Genomic DNA, 20186 nt, shown 5'->3' on the forward strand with positions numbered 1-20186 from the left:
CGGTGGCCTCACTTATCCGGTTCAGTCAACGTCTCTCGTCATCTACCGCCGGGTGCTCGCCGAGGCCTTCGTGGCTACCATCCCCTTGCTGATCATGCTGTTCATCGGTGGACGCCAGATCGTCCGCGGAATCATGGAAGGTGCGGTGAAATCTTGAGCCGACAGGCACTCCACGACGGCTGGACCCTGCGGGCGGCGCCCGGAGCACAGGTCCCGGCGGAAATCGCCGACCGGTCCGTGCCGGCCACCGTGCCCGGCTGCGTGCACACCGACCTGCTCGACGCCGGCCTGATCCCCGACCCCTACCTCGACGACAACGAGGTGGCGCTGGCCTGGATCGGGCGCACCGACTGGAGCTACCGGACGAGCTTCCGCCGCCCGCCCGGCGACCACGACCGGGTCGACCTGGTCTGCGCCGGCCTGGACACCGTCGCCACCCTCACCGTCAACGGTGTCGAGGTCGGCCGCACCGAGAACATGCACCGCGGCTACCGGTTCGACGTCCGCTCGCTGCTGCGTGACGGCGACAACGACCTGGTGGTCACGTTCGGCTCCGCCTACCGGTACGCCGAGGCGCAGCAGGAGCGGCTCGGCGACCGGCCCAACGCCTATCCGGAGCCGTTCCACTTCATCCGCAAGATGGCCTGCAACTTCGGCTGGGACTGGGGCCCGACGCTGGTCACCGCCGGCATCTGGCAGGAGATCGGCCTGCACGCCTGGTCCACCGCCCGGCTGGCCACCGTCCGCCCGCTGGTCACCCTGGCCGGCCAGGACGGGCGGGTCGAGCTGCACGTCGAGGTCGAACGGGTCGCGGACGTCCCGCTGACCGTCCGGGCCACCGTCGCCGGCGCTCACGCCGAGGTGGTCGTCCCGGCCGGGCAGCGCACGGCCGTGCTGACCCTCGCCGTCCGCGAGCCCGCGCTGTGGTGGCCCCGGGGGTACGGCGAGCAGACGCGCCACCCGCTGGAGGTCACCCTGCACGCAGCGGACGGCGACACCCTGGACACCTGGTCCCGGCAGGTCGGCTTCCGCTCGGTCCGGCTGGACACCAGCCCCGACGAGCACGGCACCTCGTTCGCGCTGTCGGTCAACGACGTCCCGGTGTTCGTGCGCGGGGTCAACTGGATCCCGGACGACGCGTTCCCCACCCGGGTCACCCGGGAACGGCTGGCCGGGCGCTTCGACCAGGCCGCCGCGGCCAACATCAACCTGCTGCGGGTCTGGGGCGGCGGCCGGTACGAGTCGACGGACTTCTACGACCTCGCCGACGAGCGGGGCCTGCTGGTCCAGCAGGACTTCCTGTTCGCCTGCGCGGCGTACCCGGAGGAGGAGCCGTTCGGCAGCGAGGTGGCCGCCGAGGCCGCCGAACAGGTCACCCGGCTGGCACCCCACCCGTCGCTGGTGCTCTGGACCGGCAACAACGAGAACATCTGGGGCTGGCACGACTGGGACTGGCAGGAGGCGCTCGCCGGACGCACCTGGGGGCGCGGCTACTACCTGGACGTGCTGCCCCGCCTCGTCGGTGAGCTGGACCCGACGCGCCCGTACTGGCCCGGCAGCCCCTGGTCGGGCACTGAGGAGATCCACCCCAACGATCCGGCGCACGGCACCACGCACATCTGGGACGTGTGGAACACCGACGACTACACGAAGTACCGGGAGTACGTGCCGCGCTTCGTCGCCGAGTTCGGCTACCAGGGGCCACCGGCGTACGCCACCCTGCGCCGGGCGCTGAGCGACGAACCCCTCGCCCACAACTCACCGGGCATGGCGCACCACCAGAAGGCCGCCGGCGGAGACGCCAAGCTCCAGCGGGGCCTGGACGCCCACCTGCCCGCCCCGGCGGACTTCGACGACTGGCACTACCTGACCCAGCTCAACCAGGCCCGGGCGATCCAGCTCGGGGTGGAGCACTTCCGTTCGCACAGGGACGTCTGCGCCGGCACCATCGTCTGGCAGCTCAACGACTGCTGGCCGGTCACCTCCTGGTCGGCCATCGACGGTGACGGCCGGCGCAAACCCCTGTGGTACGCGCTACGCCACGCGTACGCCGACCGGCTGCTCACCGTCCAGCCCCGCGACGGCGGCCTGGCCCTCGTCGCGGTGAACGACGGCGGCACGCCCTGGCGGGCGTCGACCTCGGTGACCCGGCTGACCCTCGCCGGCGCGCCCAGGGTCAAGACGACGATGGAGCTGGACGTGCCCGCCTACTCGGCGGTGACGCTGGCGCTGCCGGCGGAGCTGGCCCGGCCGGACGAGGCCCGGCGGGAGCTGCTGGTCGCCGAGGCGGGGGAGAGCGCCGACCGGGCGCTCTGGTTCTTCGCCGAGGACCGCGACGGCGACTGGCCGGCGGCGGCCTGGGACGCGACGGTCGAGCCGGTCGACGGCGGGCAGCGGGTCCGGGTCACCGCCCGCACGGTGCTGCGCGACCTGACCCTCTTCCCGGACCGCCTGGACCCGACGGCGTCCGTGGACGAGGCGCTGGTCACCCTGCTGCCGGGCGAGTCGGTCACCCTCACCGTGCGGGCCGACACCGCGTTGGACCCGGCGGCGCTGACCAGCCGCCCGGTGCTGCGCTGCGTCAACGACCTCTGAAAGGAAGGGCCCCTTCTCAACGCCTCCGGTAGAGGAGGGGCCCCTTCTTGACAACCTGGGCGGACCGCCGTACCCAGCGGTTGAAGACTTCTTCAAGTGCTAAAGTCTTCGTATCGATCGGGGAGGTGCGCATGTCGGTCCCGCTTTACCAGGCGAAGGCGGAACTCTTCCGCACCCTCGGGCACCCGGTACGTATTCGGGTCCTCGAACTGCTTCAGGACGGCCCGAAGCCGGTCCGCGACCTGCTCGCCGTGATCGAGGTGGAGGCCTCCAACCTCTCCCAGCAGCTCGCCGTGCTGCGCCGTGCCGGGATGGTCACCTCACACCGCGACGGTCCCCTCGTCATGTACGCGCTCAGCACCCCGGACGTGGCCGACCTGCTGGCCGCCGGGCGGCGGATCCTCGGCGCGGTCCTCACCGACCGGGACGGCCTCCTCGACGAGCTGCGGGCCACCGGCGGGGACAGGTGAGCGGCGCCTTCCCTGTCGCCCGCGAGCGGCTCCTCGGGCTGCTGCCCGGCCGGGCCGACTGGGTGGCCGTCCGCCGCTCACCGCGCCGGGACCTGCTGGCCGGGCTCACCGTGGCGGTGGTGGCGCTGCCGCTGGCACTGGCATTCGGTGTCACCTCCGGGCTGGGCGCCCAGGCTGGGCTGATCACCGCCGTGATCGCCGGCGCGGTGGCTGCCGTCTTCGGCGGCTCCAACCTCCAGGTCTCCGGGCCGACCGGGGCGATGACCGTCGTGCTGGTGCCGGTGGTGCAGCAATTCGGAACCACCGGGGTGCTCATGGTCGGGGCGATGGCCGGCCTGGTGCTGATCGCGCTCGCCGTGGCCCGCCTGGGTCGGTACGTCCGCTACCTGCCCACCCCGGTGCTGGAGGGTTTCACCGCCGGCATCGCCGTGGTCATCGCCCTGCAACAGGTGCCCGCAGCGCTCGGCGTCACCGACGCGCACGGGGAGAAGGTCTGGGCCGTCGCCGCCGACGCGGTCGCCCGTTTCGTCGTACACCCGCGGCCGGCCGCGCTCGCCGTGGCCCTCGCCGTCGCGGCGCTGATGCTGCTGGGTGCCCGGTGGCGGCCCGGCCTGCCCTTTTCGCTGCTAGGCGTGAGCGCCGCCACCGTCATCGCCGAGGTTGTCCCGGTCGACCTGGTCCGGATCGGCGCGCTGCCGCAGGGCCTGCCCGCTCCCTCGCTCGGCTTCCTGGACCTCGACGCGCTCGGCGTGCTACTGCCCAGCGCGCTCGCGGTCGCCGCGCTCGCTGCCCTGGAGAGCCTGCTCTCCGCCACCGTCGCCGACGGCATGACCGTCGGTGAACGGCACGACCCGGACCGGGAACTGTTCGGTCAGGGGCTGGCCAACCTCGCCGCCCCGGTCTTCGGCGGCATCCCGGCGACCGCAGCCATCGCCCGTACGGCGGTCAACGTCCGCGCCGGGGCGGCCTCGAAGCTGGCGGCCCTCACCCACGCCGTCGCCCTCGCGGCGATCGTGCTGGCCGCCGCGCCGTTGGTCGGCCGGATCCCGCTCGCCGCCCTGGCCGGGGTGCTGCTGGCCACCACGGTCCGCATGGTGGAGGCTGGTTCGCTGTGGGCGTTGGCCCGGGCTACCCGGGGCGATGCGCTCGTGCTGGTGCTCACCTTCGCCGTCACCGTGATCTGGGACCTCGTCACCGCCGTCGCGGTCGGCGTCGGCGTCGCCGTGGTGCTCGCCCTGCGCGCGGTGGCCCGCAGCGCCCGGCTGGAACAGGTGCCCCTCGACCCCGGGGAACACAGCGCCGAGGAGTACGCGCTGCTCACCGAACACATCGTCGCGTACCGGCTGGACGGGCCGCTGTTCTTCGCCGCGGCCCACACCTTCCTGCTCGAGCTCTCCGAGGTCGCCGACGTCCGTGTCGTCATTCTGCGGATGTCCCGGGTGACCACCATGGACGCTACCGGTGCGCACGTCCTCGGCGATGCGATCCGACGGCTACGGGGACGCGGGATCACCGTCCTGCTCTCTGGCATCACCCCCGCCCACGAACAGGTCCTCGCCACCCTCGGAGTGGCCGACGACCTGCGCCGCGAGGGGCTGGTCTTTCCCGACACCCCGGCCGCGATCCGGCACGCTCGCGCGGAGGCGCTCTCCGTGCCGGGCGGCGCGGCTGGCCGGACGTGAGGGTCAGAGGGTGCGCGACCCGGGATCGGGGCCGGGTGGGGCTCAACCCAGGAGTCAGATCCGGGCGGCGGCGAGCACCTGGCCGACCAGGGCCCCGGACGTGCCCGATCGCTCGTACTCGGGCCGTTTGAGGCTGCCACCCATCAGCGGCGCAGGGTTGCGGTGCACCGCCGGGCTGTCCGACCTGACCAGGGCCGCGAAGTGGTACTCGTCGGCGCCGGTCGCCTCGACGATCCGGGCGATGTTGCGCGGGGTGATCCCGCCGCCCGGCATGATGATGATCCGCTCGGCTGCCCCGCGGACCAGGTCGGCGATGAGCGGGGCACCCTCCAGCACGCTGACCTCCTGGCCCGAGGTGAGCACCCGGTGGGCTCCCAGCTCGATCAGCTGCTCCAGGGCCGCGTACGGGTCGCGGGTCATGTCGAAGGCGCGGTGGAAGGTGATGCTGGCGCCACCGGCGGCGGCGATCAGCCGGCGGGTGGTCGGCACGTCGACGTCACCCTCGGCGGTCAGCGCGCCGATCACGATGCCGTGCGCGCCGGCGGCCACCGCGGCCCGTACGTCCCGCTCCATCGCCTCGATCTCCAGCGGCGAGTAGATGAAGTCGCCGGCCCGCGGCCGGACGATCACGTGCACCCGGATCCGGGTGACGCTGCGCAGGGTCGTTTCGATGGTGCCCAGGCTGGGCGTCAACCCGCCGTCGAAGAGTGCGGAGCACAGCTCCACCCGGTCGGCGCCGGCCTCCTCGGCGGCGACCGCCCCCTCGGCGCTGTCGACGCAGATCTCGAATGTGCTCATGACTCTTCCTTGTGATCGACACGGGGATCGCTGATATCGCGGTGTCCGGACCGACGGGATACCCCAGTCGTGTTGGTCATGCGAGCGCAGCCAAGCGCGTGACCGCTCGGCCCGACACGGTGGCCGCTCTACCCCGATGCCTACTCCGGGACGCGGCGGTAGGCGCCGTCGCTGGCCGAGGTGGCCATCGAGGCGTACGCCCGCAGCGCCGCCGACACCGGCCGCTGCCGGTCGGTCGGGGTGTACGGCTTGTCGCGCTTCTCCTCCTCGACCCGCCGGGCCTCCAACTCGTCGGACGGCACGTTCAGCTCGATGGACCGGCCCGGGATGTCGATGACGATCTCGTCGCCCTCGCGAACCAGTGCGATCAGCCCGCCGGAGGCCGCCTCGGGGGAGACGTGCCCGATGGAGAGCCCGGAAGTGCCGCCGGAGAAGCGGCCGTCGGTGAGCAGCGCGCAGGACCGGCCCAGCCCGCGGCCCTTGAGGAACGAGGTGGGGTAGAGCATCTCCTGCATGCCGGGGCCGCCCTTGGGCCCCTCGTACCGGATCACCACCACGTCCCCGGCGACCACCTGCTTGGCGAGGATCGCCGTCACCGCGTCGTCCTGGGACTCGTAGACCTTCGCCGGGCCGCGGAAGGTCAGGCAGTCGTCCGGCACGCCGGCGGTCTTCACCACGCAGCCGTCCGGTGCCAGGTTGCCGTGCAGGATGGCCAGCCCACCGTCGGCGGAGTACGCGTGCTCGCGGTCCCGGATGCAGCCGCCGGCCGCGTCGGTGTCCAGCGACGACCACCGGTTGGTGGTGGAGAACGGCTCGACGGTGCGCACCCCACCCGGCGCGGCGTGGAACAACTCGACCGCCGTCGGCGTCGGCGAGCCGCCGCGCACGTCCCAGTCGGTCAGCCACTGCGCCAGCGAGGGGGAGTGCACCGCGTGCACGTCCCGGTTGAGCTGCCCGGCACGATCCAGTTCGCCGAGGATCGCCGGAATGCCGCCGGCCCGGTGCACGTCCTCCATGTGGTACATCGGCGAGTTCGGCGCGACCTTGGCCAGGCAGGGCACCCGCCGGGAGATCGCGTCGATGTCGGCGACGCCGAAGTCCAACTCCGCCTCGCGGGCGGCGGCGAGCAGGTGCAGCACCGTGTTGGTGGAGCCGCCCATCGCCACGTCCAGGGCGACCGCGTTCTCGAACGCGGCCTTGGAGGCGACCGTGCGGGGCAGCACCGAGTCGTCGTCGCCGTCGTACCAGCGCTTGGCGATCTCCACGACGGTGCGGCCGGCCTCGACGAAGAGCGACCGGCGCGCGGCGTGGGTGGCCAGCGTCGAGCCGTTGCCGGGCAGCGCCAGCCCGATCGCCTCGGTGAGGCAGTTCATCGAGTTGGCGGTGAACATCCCGGAACAGGAGCCGCACGTGGGGCAGGCGGAGCGCTCGATCTCGCCGAGCTGGTCGTCGGTGACCGCCTCGTTCGAGGAGGCGATCATCGCGTCGATCAGGTCGATCTTGCTGTGCACGACGCCTTCGATCGCCATCGTCTTGCCGGCCTCCATCGGACCGCCGGAGACGAAGACGGTCGGGATGTTGAGCCGCAGCGCGGCCAGCAGCATGCCGGGAGTGATCTTGTCGCAGTTCGAGATGCAGACCAGGGCGTCCGCGCAGTGCGCGTTGACCATGTACTCCACCGCGTCGGCGATCAGCTCGCGACTGGGCAGCGAGTAGAGCATGCCGCCGTGGCCCATCGCGATGCCGTCGTCGACCGCGATGGTGTTGAACTCCCGCCCCACCCCGCCGGCCTCGGCCACCGCGTCGGCGACGAGGCCGCCCATGTCCTTGAGGTGTACGTGACCCGGCACGAACTGGGTGAAACTGTTGGCGATGGCGACGATCGGCTTGCCGAAATCGTCGTCGGTCATCCCGGTGGCCCGCCACAGGGCCCGGGCGCCGGCCATCGTACGACCGTGTGTGGAGGTCCTCGACCGCAGCTCAGGCATGCGTACCAGCATGACACCGCTCGGGCGCCGGACGTCCGGAGCGGGCGCCGTGTCCCAACAGATGCACACCCGGTCCCCACGACGAGCGCTCATCCGGCACTCTTGAGTGCGTGCACTTCCCCCCGGGCATGGTCGCTGTGGCGGCGCTGAGCGGGCTCGTCGCGGCTGTCGCCGCCGCACTGCTGACCGTGGTCGCCCGGCGGCGCACCGGGCCCCGCCGCCCCGCGCACGTCCTGCTCGTGGCTGCTGCCGGCGCCGCCGTGCTCAGCCTCCTGGTCGGGGTGGCGACCGTGCTCGCCACCGGCGAGCACTGGGCGCACGAGCAGGGGCAGCGCACCGGGTGGGCCACGGTGGTGGCGATCGGCACGGCGGTGAGTGGGCTCGCCTTCGCCGCCGGCCTGCTCCGGCTGCCCGGGGTGGCCGCCACCGCGGCGGGGACCGCCCGGCTGGCCCTGGACGGGTTGATCATGGCCGCCGCGCTCTGGTTCGTCGGCTGGGTGCTCTTCTCCGAGCCCACCCGGCTGCTCGGCGCCGCCACCCCGATGGCCTGCCCGGCGATCCTGCTGGCCACGGTGAGCGCCGCGCTCGGCACCGGGCTCTGCGTGATCGTCGTCTTCCGGGCCGCCGCCCCGCGTCGGCGGCTGGCCGCGCTCGGCGCGGGCATCAGCGCGGTGACCTGCGGCGGATTGGGTCTCGCCGCCGGGCTCTGCCAGGCCGGGCCGAGCATGGCGCTGACCGGCGCGGCGGTGCTCGCCGCCGGTCTGCTGACCGTCGCGCTCGCGGTGCATCGCGCCGACCGGCCGGGTCAGGTCGACCTGGATCTGATCGGTCGCGACGGCGAGTACGCGATCGCCCCGATGCTGGCGATGGCCGCCTCGGCGATGTACCACCTCCTCCAGGACGGCCGGTTCACCGCGGCGGGCATCGTCGCCGGCAGCGTTGAGGGCTTCGCCCTGGTGGCCCGGCAGTACCTCACCCTCAACGACGTCCGGAACTACGCCGGCCGGCTGGCCGAGCGGGAGGCGCACTTCCGCGAGCTGGCACACACCGACCCGCTGACCGCGCTGGCCAACCGGCGCGGGCTGCTGCGCGCCCTGCAAGACAGCGCGGCGGCGGGCACCCCGTGTGTGCTGCTCGGTCTGGACCTGGACGGCTTCAAGAACGTCAACGACATACGCGGCCACGACGTGGGCGACGCCGTGCTGGCCGAGGTGGGTCGGCGGCTGCGCGGCAACCTGCGCCCCGGCGACGTGGCGGCCCGACTCGGCGGCGACGAGTTCGCCGTACTCATGGCGGGCCGGCCCGCCGACGCGGATCGGGTCGCCGAGCGGCTGCTCGGGGTGCTCAACCGGCCGTACGACCAACCGGAAGGGCCCGTCTTCCTGTCGGTGAGCATCGGGGTGGCCGGGTGGGCCGGCGAGCCGGACGTCGAGTTGCTGCTGCGCCATGCCGACCTGGCGCTGCGCTACGCCAAGCAGCGCGGCAAGAACCGGATCGAGCGCTACGACGCCACGTACGACCAGCTGCTGCGCCGGCGCACGACGCTGGAGCACGAGCTGCGCGGAGCGATCGACCGCGACGAGCTGCGGCTGGCCTTCCAGCCGGTGGCCTCGCTGCCGTCGGTGCGGCCGGTCGGCGCCGAGGCGCTGCTCCGCTGGCACCACCCCGAGCTGGGTAACGTCCGCCCGGACGAGTTCATCCCGCTGGCCGAGGAGTGCGGCATGATCGCCACTCTCGGCGCCTGGGTGCTGCACCAGGCCTGCTACCAGCTTTCCCGCTGGCTGGCCGACGGGCACGACGTCTGGGTCTCGGTGAACGTCTCACCGCGCGAGCTGCACGCCCCGGAGTACGTGGTCCAGGTCGCCGAGGCGCTGCGCGCCCACCACGTACCGCCGCAGCGGCTGGTGCTGGAGGTCACCGAGCACGCGGTCGCCACCGACCTGGACGAGCTGATCCGGCGGCTGACCGCGCTGCGGCTGACCGGTGTCCGTATCGCGCTGGACGATTTCGGCGCCGGCTACTCCTCACTGGGGCAGCTGCGCCGGCTGCCGATCGACATCCTGAAGATCGACCACAGTCTGGTCGCCGAGCACGAGCCGGTCCGCCCGGTCGGCGCGGACGGTCCGGCGTTCGCGCCGATGGTCGACATCGTCATGCGCCTGGGCCACCAGTTGGGGCTGGAGGTGATCGCCGAGGGGGTGACCACCCCGACCGAGCTGGCCGCGGTGGTGGCCGCCGGCTGCCGATTCGGCCAGGGCGCGCTCTTCGGCTGGGGCGTGCCGGCCGAGCACCTGGAGGCGATGTTGGAGGCGGCCACCTCGCCGGGTGCGCGGCCCGCCCCGCTGCCCACGCCACGCCGGGTTCCGAGCGGGTCCGGGCAGGTCATTCCGGTTGCCGAGGGCGCGTCGCCGCCCGACGCGCCGCGCTCCGTTAACCAACATGTGGGATCAGTTGACTCATCGCGTGAGATGCGTCAGGCTTAGCCGCATGTCGTCGTACCGGTCGCTGCGAGTACTTACCTGAGCGCACTCTCCCTCATCGAGAGTGCGCTGGCCCCGTGCATCTGCACGAGGGCCGTTTTTATTGCCATCGGAACCTGTCGGGGCGGGCCCCGCCCGCGTCGCATCGCTTGACAAGCCCCAGCCATTCCAGCCGAAGGCCAGAACCGCCATGACGAGACCCACGCCCGAGACCCTCGCCCACACCGCCCGGCGCGCCCGCGCGGCCACCGAGCCGGCCGGCGACGTCGACCCCGCCGCCGCGAGCGCCGCAGCCACCCCGGCCGTCCCGGCGGTACGGACACCCGCTCCGGCGCAGGTCTCCGGCGCCGGCTCGCTCGTGCGGTCCCTCGAGGCGCTTGGCGTCGACGTCGTCTTCGGCATCCCGGGCGGCGCGATCCTGCCGGCGTACGACCCGCTCTACGACTCCACCGTCCGGCACATCCTGGTCCGCCACGAGCAGGGCGCCGGTCATGCCGCGACCGGGTACGCGCAGGCCACCGGCAAGGTGGGCGTCTGCATCGCCACCTCCGGCCCGGGCGCGACCAACCTGGTCACCCCGATCGCCGACGCGTACATGGACTCGGTGGCGATGGTGGCGATCACCGGCCAGGTGGCCCGCCCGTCGATCGGCACCGACGCCTTCCAGGAAGCGGACATCCAGGGCATCACCCTGCCGATCACCAAGCACAACTTCCTCGTGCAGAGCGCCGAGGAGATCCCGCAGGTGCTGGCCGAGGCGTTCCACCTGGCCAGCACCGGCCGGCCCGGCCCGGTGCTGGTCGACATCCCCAAGGACGTGCTCCAGGCGCCGACCACCTTCGCCTGGCCGCCCAACCTGGACCTGCCCGGCTACCGGCCCACCCTGCACCCGCACGGCAAGCAGATCCGCGAGGCGGCACGGCTGATGGCCGGCGCCCGCCGGCCGGTGCTGTACGTGGGTGGCGGGGTGCTCAAGGCCGGTGCCACCGACGGGCTGCGCCGGCTGGCCGAGCTGACCGGCATCCCGGTGGTCACCACGCTGATGGCGCTCGGCGCGTTCCCCGACTCGCATCCGCAGCACCTGGGGATGCCCGGCATGCACGGCACCGTGGCCGCGGTCTATGGCCTGCAGAAGGCGGATCTGGTCGTCGCGCTGGGTGCGCGGTTCGACGACCGGGTCACCGGCAAGCTCGACTCGTTCGCCCCGGACGCGATGGTGGTGCACGCCGACATCGACCCCGCGGAGATTGGCAAGAACCGGCACGCGGACGTGCCGATCGTCGGCGACGCCCGGCACGTCATCGACGAGCTGATCGCGGCGGTGACCGTCGAACGGTCGGCCGGGCACGGCAGTGACCTGGGCGACTGGTGGACCCAGCTCGACGACCTGCGCAACCGCTACCCGCTGGGCTACGACGAGCCGGCCGACGGCACGCTCTCTCCGCAGTACGTGATCAAGCGGCTGGGCGAGATCGTCGGCCCGGACGCGATCTACGTGGCCGGGGTGGGCCAGCACCAGATGTGGGCGTCGCAGTTCATCTCCTACGAGAAGCCGCACACCTGGTTGAACTCCGGCGGCCTCGGCACGATGGGCTACGCGGTGCCGGCGGCGATGGGCGCCAAGGTCGGCAAGCCGGACACGGTGGTCTGGGCGGTGGATGGTGACGGCTGCTTCCAGATGACCAACCAGGAGCTGGCCACCTGCGCGCTGGAGGGCATCCCGGTCAAGATCGCCGTGATCAACAACGGCAACCTCGGCATGGTCCGGCAGTGGCAGACACTGTTCTACAACGAGCGTTACTCCAACACCGACCTCGGCACGCACAAGCACCGCATCCCCGACTTCGTGAAGCTCGCCGAGGCGCTGGGCTGCGTCGGGCTGCGTTGCGAGAACGCCGATGACGTGGACAAGACCATCGCCGCCGCCATGGAGATCAACGATGCCCCGGTGGTGATCGACTTCGTGGTCGGCAAGGACGCGATGGTCTGGCCGATGGTCGCTGCCGGCACCAGCAACGACGAGATCATGTTCGCCCGCGGCGTCCGCCCGGTCTTCGACGAGGATGACATCTGATGACGATGCACACCCTGTCCGTGCTCGTGGAGAACAAGCCCGGCGTGCTCGCCCGGGTCTCCGGCCTGTTCTCCCGGCGCGGATTCAACATCGACAGCCTCGCCGTCGGTGAGACCGAGAACCCGGACGTCTCCCGGATCACCATCGTGGTCAACGCGGAGTCGTCCCCGCTGGAACAGGTCACCAAGCAGCTCAACAAGCTGGTGAACGTGCTCAAGATCGTCGAGCTGGACCCGCAGGTCTCCGTCGCCCGGGAGCTGCTTCTGGTGAAGGTCCGGGCCGACCGGTCCGCGCGCACCCAGGTGCTGGAGACGGTCAACCTGTTCCGCGCCCGGGTGGTCGACGTGGCACCGGACACGCTAACCATCGAGGCCACCGGCACCCCGGACAAGCTCGACGCGCTGCTGCGCGACCTCGAGTCCTTCGGCATCAAGGAAATGGTCCAGTCCGGGCTCGTGGCGATCGGGCGCGGCTCGCGTTCGATCACCGCCGGTCCCGCACTGCGGGCCGCCTGACCCATCCGCACAGACCACGACGGGCCGCCCGGGCCGTCGTACGAAAGGGAAGTCTCATGAGCGTTGAGGTGTACTACGACGACGATGCCGACCTCGGCCTGATCCAGGCCAAGAAGGTCGCGGTGATCGGCTACGGCAGCCAGGGCCACGCCCACGCGCTGTCGCTGCGCGACTCCGGCGTCGACGTGGTGATCGGTCTGCCGGAGGGTTCGAAGAGTCGCCCCAAGGCCGAGGAGCAGGGCCTGCGGGTCGTCACGCCGGCGCAGGCCGCCGCCGAGGCTGACGTGATCATGGTGCTCGCGCCGGACACCGCCCAGCGTGCCCTGTACACCGAGTCGATCGCCCCGCACCTCGCCCCGGGCAAGGCGATCTTCTTCGGCCACGGCTTCAACATCCGGTACGGGCTGATCAAGCCGCCGGCCGAGGTGGACGTGGCGATGGTCGCCCCGAAGGGGCCCGGCCACCTGGTCCGTCGCCAGTACGCCGACGGCAAGGGCGTGCCCTGCCTGGTCGCCGTCGAGCAGGACGCCAGCGGCAAGGCGCTCGCGCTCGCCCTCGCGTACGCCAAGGGGATCGGCGGCACCCGCGCCGGCGCGATCCGGACCACCTTCACCGAGGAGACCGAGACCGACCTCTTCGGTGAGCAGGCGGTGCTCTGCGGTGGCGCGGCGGCGCTGGTGCAGACCGGTTTCGAGGTGCTCACCGAGGCGGGCTACGCCCCCGAGGTGGCCTACTTCGAGTGCCTGCACGAGCTGAAGCTGATCGTCGACCTGATGTACGAGGGCGGCATCGCGAAGATGCGGTACAGCATCTCCGACACCGCCGAGTACGGCGACCTCTCCCGTGGCCCGCGGATCATCGACTCCCGGGTCAAGGACGAGATGCGCAAGATCCTCGGGGAGATCCAGTCCGGCGAGTTCGCCCGCGAGTGGGTTGCCGAGGATGAGGCGGGCCGGCCCAACTTCACCAAGTGGCAGGCCGAGGGTGCGGCGCACCCGATCGAGGAGACCGGCCGCAAGCTGCGCGGCATGATGAGCTGGGTCGACCGCCCGATCACCGAGACCGCCTGACGCCGCCGCGGGGACCGTCCGGCCGTCCAGCTACGGGCCGGACGGTCCCCGCGCGTCCATCTCGTCGATGCTCACTTGCTGGGACCGGGTGACCAACGCCTCGGCCAGCTTCCGCCGATCCGCAGAGATCGACTTGCGTCAGCCGCGCCAGGGGGTCCTCGCCAACCTGCGCTGAGCAGCGAGTCGCTGTCGTCGGCCGCCGTGACATGTCTGTTGAGCCGCTATACCTGTGGGTCATACCTATGACTCACAGGTATGACGGTCACGAGTGTGCGGCCCGCCGGGCCCGGGAGCTGGTGGGCGGCCGGCGGCGCGACGCCGCGAGACCAGCGGCCCGGAGCGGCGCCTCCCGGAGGGCCGCTGCCCTCGTTCGTCGTTGGCCCGCGTAACCGTGACGGTCGGGTGAACGGCCGATGTCCGGCGTCCGACCCGGCGTGTGAGGGCCCTCACCCCAAAGACCGGAACATGCCGACCAGCGAGGCCCCTACGATCGCGGGTAGGTGCGCAGCCGGCACCTGACGGCCACGGCACGGATCAGCGCAGGGCGCAGTGCGGCGCCTCGCCGCCCGGGCCGATCGCAAACACGACCTCTACGAGGACCGATGAATCCTGTCGTACTGATCGCCGAAGAACTCGCCCCCGCCGCCATCGAGGTGCTCGCCCACGACTTCGACGTCCGTCACGTCGACGGCACCGACCGTCCGGCCCTGCTCTCGGCGCTCTCCGAGGCCGACGCCGTCATCGTGCGCAGCGCGACCCAGATCGACGCCGAGGCGATCGCCGCCGCGCCGCGGCTCAAGGTGGTCGCCCGGGCGGGCGTCGGGCTGGACAACGTCGAGGTGCCGGCCGCCACCGCGCGGGGCGTCATGGTCGTCAACGCGCCCACCTCGAACATCGTCTCCGCCGCGGAGCAGGCCGTCGCGCTGCTCCTCGCCGTGGCCCGCAACACCGCGAGCGCCAGCGCCGCACTCAAGGCGGGGGAGTGGAAGCGGTCGAAGTACACCGGCGTCGAGGTGCAGGGCAAGACCGTCGGCGTGGTCGGGCTCGGCCGCATCGGGGTGCTCTTCGCGCAGCGCATCGCGGCGTTCGGCACCCGGCTGATCGCGTACGACCCGTACATCCAGCCGGCCCGGGCGGCGCAGCTCGGCGTACGCCTGGTCGGGCTGGAGGAGCTGCTGCGCGAGAGCGACTTCATCTCCATCCACCTGCCGAAGACCCCCGAGACGGTGGGCCTGATCGGTGAGAAGGAGCTGGCGATCGTCAAGCCGGGCGTACGCATCGTCAACGCCGCCCGCGGTGGTCTGGTCGACGAGCAGGCGCTCGCGGACGCCATCGCCGAGGGCCGCGTCGGCGGCGCCGGCGTCGACGTGTACTCCAAGGAGCCCTGCACCTCCTCGCCGCTGTTCGCCTTCGACAACGTGGTGGCCACCCCGCACCTGGGTGCCTCCACGCACGAGGCGCAGGACAAGGCCGGCCTGGCGGTGGCCAGGAGCGTGAAGCTGGCGTTGCAGGGCGAGTTCGTCCCGGACGCGGTCAACGTGCAGGCCGGTGGCGTGGTCGCCGAGGACGTGCGGCCGCTGCTCCCGCTGGCCGAGAAGCTCGGCCGCGCGTTCACCGCGGTCGCCGGCGGGGTCGCCGCCAGCGTCACGGTCGAGGTCCGCGGCGAGATCGTCAGCCACGACGTGTCGGTGCTCAAGCTCGCCGCCACCAAGGGCCTGTTCAGCTCGGTCGTCGAGGAGCAGGTCACCTACGTCAACGCCCCGCACCTGGCCGCCGAGCGCGGTGTCGAGGTCACCCTGGCCAGCCTGGTCGAGACGGCGGAGCAGCCCACCCTGGTCACGGTGCGTGGCGCGCTGCCGAACGGCCGTACGGTCAGCGTCTCCGGCACGGTCACCCACTCCGGCGCTCGCGACGTCCTGAAGCTGACCGAGGTGGACGGCTTCGACGTGGAGATCGGCGCGGAGGGCATCCTGCTCTTCCTGCGCTACGCCGACCGGCCCGGCGTCGTCGGCGTCGTCGGCACCCTGCTCGGCCAGTCGGGCATCAACATCGCCGCCATGCAGGTGGCCCGGCGCGAGGCGGGTGGCGAGACGTTGATGACGCTCACCGTCGACCAGGCGCTCGGCGCGGACCTGCTCACCTCGGCGGCCGACTCGATCGGCGCGACGGCGGCCAGCGCGGCGGATCTGCGCGACGAGTAGTCACGGCAGCACCACGGGGGGCCCGGCGATCCGCTGGGCCCCTTGTCGTACCCGGGGTGGAGTGTCCGGCCGCCCGGCCGGGTCAGCCGGGCAGCCGAGCCGGAGGTGGGTAGACCGAGCCGCCCTGCGGGTCGAAGAGCATCAGCCCGTGCTCGCCGGCCAGCCGCTCGATGTCCAGCAGCACCTGGTCCGCGCAGGTCGGGTGCAGGTTCAGCTCGACATGGTCGTGGGCGGCATGCAGTGGCGCCACCGCCCACGGGCTGTCCGCGCCGGGGTGCCGGTCCGGGTAGGAGGCGGTGATCGCCCGGTAGAAGGCCACCACTCGGGGATCCGGGTAACGGTCGCTGTGCCGCCCCTGCCGGCAACCCTCGACCGCGGCCCGCACGTCCTCGGGCGTCGCCCCGTCCTCCAGGGCCCACACGCTCAGATCGAAACTCACGGCGGACAGCGTGCCATCCGTCGATCACCATGTCGAAACTGCCTCGCCGCAGGCCAATCACTGATCTGCCACGCTCCGGTCGCGACCGTCCGCTGTGGAGACTCTTGCGTCGAGTTGCGTCGATTCGCTAGCGTACCGACTGCGGTCACTGGCCGAGTTCGCGGCGTCGGCCCGTCTTCGGGTGGCGCGGTCGACGTCCGGCCCGACCGGTCCGCACCCCTCGATTGTGCGAGCCACGCGCACTCGTCGCTGACCGGCCCCCACGGCCGTTGCCGAGACCGTGGGGGCCGATCGCAGGCCCGACCAGCCGACCGAGGGGACGGCCGAGGTGCGAATCGGGCTCGAGGGCGTGGCTCCCGGATCTTCGCCCGCTCAGCGCCGGTGGGCGAAGAGCGCGCGGTAGTCGGAGTTGCCGCGGAACCAGGCCAGGCCGGTGGGTCCGGCGGCGTAGAGCGCGGTGGCGTAGGCGTCGGCGACCGTCAGGTCCGGACCGACGACCGTGGCGGCGACGAGTTGGTTGGCCGGCTCACCGGTGTGCGGGTCCACCACGTGCCCCTGTCGTCCGGTCACCCCGGAGGTGCCGACCGCGCCGGCGGTCATCTCCAGCACCAGCGGCGCGCGGTCGGGTGCGGTCGGGTGGTGCACCGCCACCCGCCACGGCCCGCCATGCGGCGCGCGGCCGCGGACCACGAGGTCGGCACCGGTGAGCACGGCGTAGTCGTGGATGCCCGCGGCGCGCAGGCGGGCGGCCGCGCGCTCCACCGCCCAGCCGCCGAGCAGACCGCCCGGGTCGAAGCCGCCGGGCACCGCCCAGGCGTCGAACCACCCGTCGGTGGCGGCGCGCATCGCCGTGCAGCGGTCCACCAGGTCGGCCAGCGGGGGGTACGAGTCGGGACTGATCTCGCCCCGGCGCAGTCTGGAGACCAGGCTCTCCGGCCGGTTCGGGCCGTAGGTGAGGTCGATGGCGCGTAGCTCCGCGACGCTGTCCCGCAGCGCCTCGCCGACACCCCGGCGGCCGAGCCACTCCGGGGCGTTGAGCAGCAGGGTGTACTCGGCGGTCGGGGTGCGCACGCTGTGCTGCACCGCGATCCGGCCCTGACTGGCGGCGGCCGGGTCGATCCGCTGCCGCCGGCTGCCGAGCCGGAGGTCCGGCCGGCGGTTCCGGAACGCCGACGGTTCCGGCCAGCGTGTCCGCGGCTGCTCGTCGATGCGCATGGCACTGCCCCCTCGCAGTTGGAGTCGCGTCGTCGGCGACCCCCGGTCGCAGGCCCCCGTGACCCGCTGACCCCCACGGTAGGCAGCGGAGATGACCGCCGCATGAGTCCCGCCTGAGAGGGTGCTGTGTATCCGTGCTTCCCACATCATGGAAGCTCCGTACCGGGAGGCGGGACGGCGACGTACCGTTGCGGCGACGGTGCAGTCGAACAGAGGAGTGCGGGCGTGGCGCGGATCGCGGTGGTGGCCGGGGACGGCATCGGGCCCGAGGTGGTCGCACAGGCCCGCAAGGTCCTCGACGCCGTGCTGCCCGGCGTGCAGGCCACCGAGTACGACCTCGGCGCGGCCCGCTGGCACCGTACCGGAGAGGTGCTGCCCGACTCGGTGCTGGCCGAGCTGGCCGGCCACGACGCGATCCTGCTCGGCGCGGTCGGTGACCCGACGGTCCCGCCCGGAGTGCTGGAGCGGGGGCTGCTGCTCAAGCTCCGGTTCGCCTTCGACCAGTACGTCAACCTGCGCCCGTCCCGGCTCTGGCCCGGGGTCGCCGGCCCGCTGGGCAACGTGAAGCCGGGCGAGGTCGACCTCGTGGTGGTGCGTGAGGGCACCGAGGGGCTCTACGCCGGCGCCGGCGGCTCGCTGCACCGCGACACGCCCGCCGAGGTCGCCACCGAGGAGAGCCTGAACACCCGGCACGGTGTGGAGCGGGTGATCCGCGACGCGTTCGCCCGGGCCGGCCGCCGGGAACGGCGCAAGGTCACCCTGGTGCACAAGACCAACGTGCTCACCCACGCCGGGTCGCTCTGGGCCCGGGCCTTCGACGCGGTCGCCGCCGAGCACCCGGACATCGCCACCGAGTACCAGCACGTCGACGCGGCCGCGATGTTCCTGGTCACCCAGCCGCAGCGCTACGACGTGGTGGTCACCGACAACCTGTTCGGCGACATCCTCACCGACATCGCCGCCGCGGTCACCGGCGGGATCGGATTGGCCGCCAGCGGCTGCATCAACCCCGAGGGGGCGTACCCCTCCATGTTCGAGCCGGTGCACGGCTCGGCACCGGACATCGCCGGGCAGGGCATCGCCGACCCGGTCGCCGCGGTGCTCTCCGCCGCGCTGCTGCTGGAGCAGCTCGGGCACGCCGAGGCGGCGGCCCGGGTCAACGCGGCGGTCGCCGCCGAGCTGGCCGGTCGGACCCCGGGCGTGGCGCTGCGTACCGCCGAGGTCGGCGACCGGCTCGCCGCCCACGCCGTAGCCTGACCCGCCCCGGAGCGACGGCCACGCGCCGGCCGGTCCGGCAAGAGGCCATCCACGGTTTTCCATGCCCCGAGCGGCGCTACCCGCTGAACGACCGTTCGGGGTAAGTTTCTGGCACAGCCATGTCGGTGTGCGATCCCGCATGCCGTTGTCCCGCAGGGAGGTCAGCGCGATGAGCGGTGGTGACAAGCTCGACTTCGAGATCCGTCCGAATCCCGCGCCGGTATCCGCCACCGACCGGGCCGCCCTGCTGGCCAACCCCGGGTTCGGGCGGGTCTTCACCGACCACATGGTCACCGTCCGGTACGCCGACGGCAAGGGCTGGTACGACGCCCGGGTGGAGGCGCGCGGGCCGATCCCGATGGACCCGGCCAGCGCGGTGCTGCACTACGCGCAGGAGATCTTCGAGGGGCTGAAGGCGTACCGCACCGCCGACGGCGGCGTGACCATGTTCCGGCCGGACGCCAACGCCGCCCGATTCGTCGCCTCGGCGCAGCGGATGGCGATGCCCGCGCTGCCGCCCGAGGTCTTCATCGACTCGCTGCACAAGCTCATCGAGGTCGACCGGGAGTGGATCCCGACCGGCGAGGACGGCAGCCTCTACCTGCGGCCGTTCATGTTCGCCAGCGAGGTCTTCCTCGGAGTCCGTCCGGCCAACGAGTACCTCTACATGGTGATCGCCTCGCCCGTCGGGGCGTACTTCACCGGGGGCGTCAAGCCGGTCACCGTCTGGGTCTCGCCGGACTACACCCGGGCCGCGCCGGGCGGCACCGGCGCCGCCAAGTGCGGCGGCAACTACGCCGCGTCGCTCGCGGCCCAGGCCGAGGCCATCGAGGCCGGCTGCGACCAGGTGGTCTTCCTGGACGCGGTGGAGCGCCGCTTCGTCGACGAGCTGGGCGGCATGAACGTCTTCTTCGTCTACGACGACGACACGGTGGTCACCCCGCCGCTGACCGGCACGATCCTGCCGGGCATCACCCGGGACGCGGTCCTCACGCTGGCCGGCGCGGCCGGGCACCGGGTCGAGGAGCGGCCGGTCACCTTCGCCGACTGGCAGGCCGACGCGGCCAGCGGCCGGCTCCGCGAGGTCTTCGCCTGCGGCACCGCCGCGGTGATCACCCCGATCGGCGGGGTCCGCTTCCCCGACGGCGAGTTCCTGATCGGCGGCGGAGAGCCGGGCCGGGTCACCATGGCCCTACGTCAGCAGCTCGTCGACATCCAACGAGGCAAGGCCGCCGACCCCCAGGGCTGGGTACGCCGAGTCCTCTAACCCCGCCCCGCCGCCCCGCCGCCCGCTCCCGCCGTCCGCCGCGCCCCGCCGCCCCGCCCGCCGCCGTCGATCTAGGGCAGATCGTCGTGGATGGAGATCCACTGACAGCGATCTGCCCTAGATCGACGAGGTCAG

At 72.5% G+C, this 20186-nt stretch carries 14 protein-coding genes; 10 read left to right on the forward strand and 4 right to left on the reverse strand.

Annotated features, from left to right (window positions below; all coding sequences use genetic code 11):
* Nucleotides 1-153: 153 nt before the first annotated feature.
* From BUS84_RS30055 to BUS84_RS30065, 3 genes are all read left to right on the forward strand, one after another.
* Nucleotides 154-2595, forward strand: coding sequence for a glycoside hydrolase family 2 protein (locus tag BUS84_RS30055; protein WP_084757640.1), 2442 nt, complete (start codon nucleotides 154-156; stop codon nucleotides 2593-2595).
* A gap of 131 nt (nucleotides 2596-2726) precedes the next feature.
* On the forward strand, nucleotides 2727-3065 hold the full coding sequence (locus BUS84_RS30060; protein ID WP_074317640.1) for an ArsR/SmtB family transcription factor: 339 nt from the start codon (nucleotides 2727-2729) through the stop codon (nucleotides 3063-3065).
* Nucleotides 3062-4747, forward strand: a complete 1686-nt coding sequence (locus BUS84_RS30065) for a SulP family inorganic anion transporter (RefSeq protein ID WP_074317642.1) — start codon at nucleotides 3062-3064, stop codon at nucleotides 4745-4747. Before BUS84_RS30060 ends, BUS84_RS30065 begins: the two co-directional genes overlap by 4 nt.
* A 54-nt stretch (nucleotides 4748-4801) precedes the next feature.
* Here the strand turns inward: BUS84_RS30065 and BUS84_RS30070 are convergent, their stop codons facing one another.
* Nucleotides 4802-5545, reverse strand: coding sequence for a copper homeostasis protein CutC (locus BUS84_RS30070; protein ID WP_074317643.1), 744 nt, complete (start codon nucleotides 5543-5545; stop codon nucleotides 4802-4804).
* Nucleotides 5546-5685: 140 nt separating this feature from the next.
* Entirely contained in the window at nucleotides 5686-7533 is a 1848-nt protein-coding gene (gene ilvD / locus BUS84_RS30075; protein ID WP_074319213.1) for a dihydroxy-acid dehydratase, read from the reverse strand.
* A gap of 128 nt (nucleotides 7534-7661) precedes the next feature.
* Between ilvD and BUS84_RS30080 the strand changes: the two genes are divergently transcribed.
* From BUS84_RS30080 to serA, 5 genes are all read left to right on the forward strand, one after another.
* Nucleotides 7662-10016 (forward strand): putative bifunctional diguanylate cyclase/phosphodiesterase, encoded by a 2355-nt coding sequence (locus tag BUS84_RS30080; RefSeq protein ID WP_074317645.1) that lies wholly within the window; start codon nucleotides 7662-7664, stop codon nucleotides 10014-10016.
* A 187-nt stretch (nucleotides 10017-10203) separates the two neighbouring features.
* Nucleotides 10204-12087, forward strand: a complete 1884-nt coding sequence (locus BUS84_RS30085; RefSeq protein WP_074317646.1) for an acetolactate synthase large subunit — start codon at nucleotides 10204-10206, stop codon at nucleotides 12085-12087.
* The gene (gene ilvN, locus BUS84_RS30090) at nucleotides 12087-12602 is read left to right on the forward strand and encodes an acetolactate synthase small subunit (protein WP_074317648.1); all 516 of its coding nucleotides are present in this window, start codon (nucleotides 12087-12089) and stop codon (nucleotides 12600-12602) included. The genes BUS84_RS30085 and ilvN overlap by 1 nt, the downstream gene beginning before the upstream one ends.
* Before the next feature lie 56 nt (nucleotides 12603-12658).
* The gene (ilvC, locus tag BUS84_RS30095) at nucleotides 12659-13672 is read left to right on the forward strand and encodes a ketol-acid reductoisomerase (protein WP_074317649.1); all 1014 of its coding nucleotides are present in this window, start codon (nucleotides 12659-12661) and stop codon (nucleotides 13670-13672) included.
* A gap of 602 nt (nucleotides 13673-14274) precedes the next feature.
* Entirely contained in the window at nucleotides 14275-15873 is a 1599-nt protein-coding gene (serA, locus tag BUS84_RS30100; RefSeq protein ID WP_074317651.1) for a phosphoglycerate dehydrogenase, read from the forward strand.
* Nucleotides 15874-15955: 82 nt separating this feature from the next.
* On the opposite strand, the gene BUS84_RS30105 is transcribed toward serA, so the two are convergent.
* A complete protein-coding gene (locus tag BUS84_RS30105; RefSeq protein ID WP_074317653.1) occupies nucleotides 15956-16312 on the reverse strand; it encodes a hypothetical protein in 357 nt (118 codons plus the stop codon).
* A gap of 372 nt (nucleotides 16313-16684) precedes the next feature.
* The gene (locus BUS84_RS30110; protein WP_074317655.1) at nucleotides 16685-17527 is read right to left on the reverse strand and encodes an FAD:protein FMN transferase; all 843 of its coding nucleotides are present in this window, start codon (nucleotides 17525-17527) and stop codon (nucleotides 16685-16687) included.
* A 225-nt stretch (nucleotides 17528-17752) separates the two neighbouring features.
* Here BUS84_RS30110 and BUS84_RS30115 point away from each other — a divergent pair, with 225 nt between their 5' ends.
* Together BUS84_RS30115 and BUS84_RS30120 are read left to right on the forward strand one after the other, a co-directional pair.
* Nucleotides 17753-18784: a 3-isopropylmalate dehydrogenase gene (locus BUS84_RS30115; protein ID WP_074317656.1), complete on the forward strand. Its 1032-nt coding sequence runs from the start codon at nucleotides 17753-17755 to the stop codon at nucleotides 18782-18784.
* Between the two features lie 169 nt (nucleotides 18785-18953).
* Nucleotides 18954-20051 carry a branched-chain amino acid aminotransferase gene (locus BUS84_RS30120; protein ID WP_074317658.1) on the forward strand — a complete coding sequence of 366 codons (1098 nt, stop codon included), beginning with the start codon at nucleotides 18954-18956 and terminating at the stop codon, nucleotides 20049-20051.
* Nucleotides 20052-20186: the final 135 nt, after the last annotated feature.

The organism is Micromonospora cremea (genome assembly GCF_900143515.1).
Lineage (GTDB): Bacteria > Actinomycetota > Actinomycetes > Mycobacteriales > Micromonosporaceae > Micromonospora > Micromonospora cremea.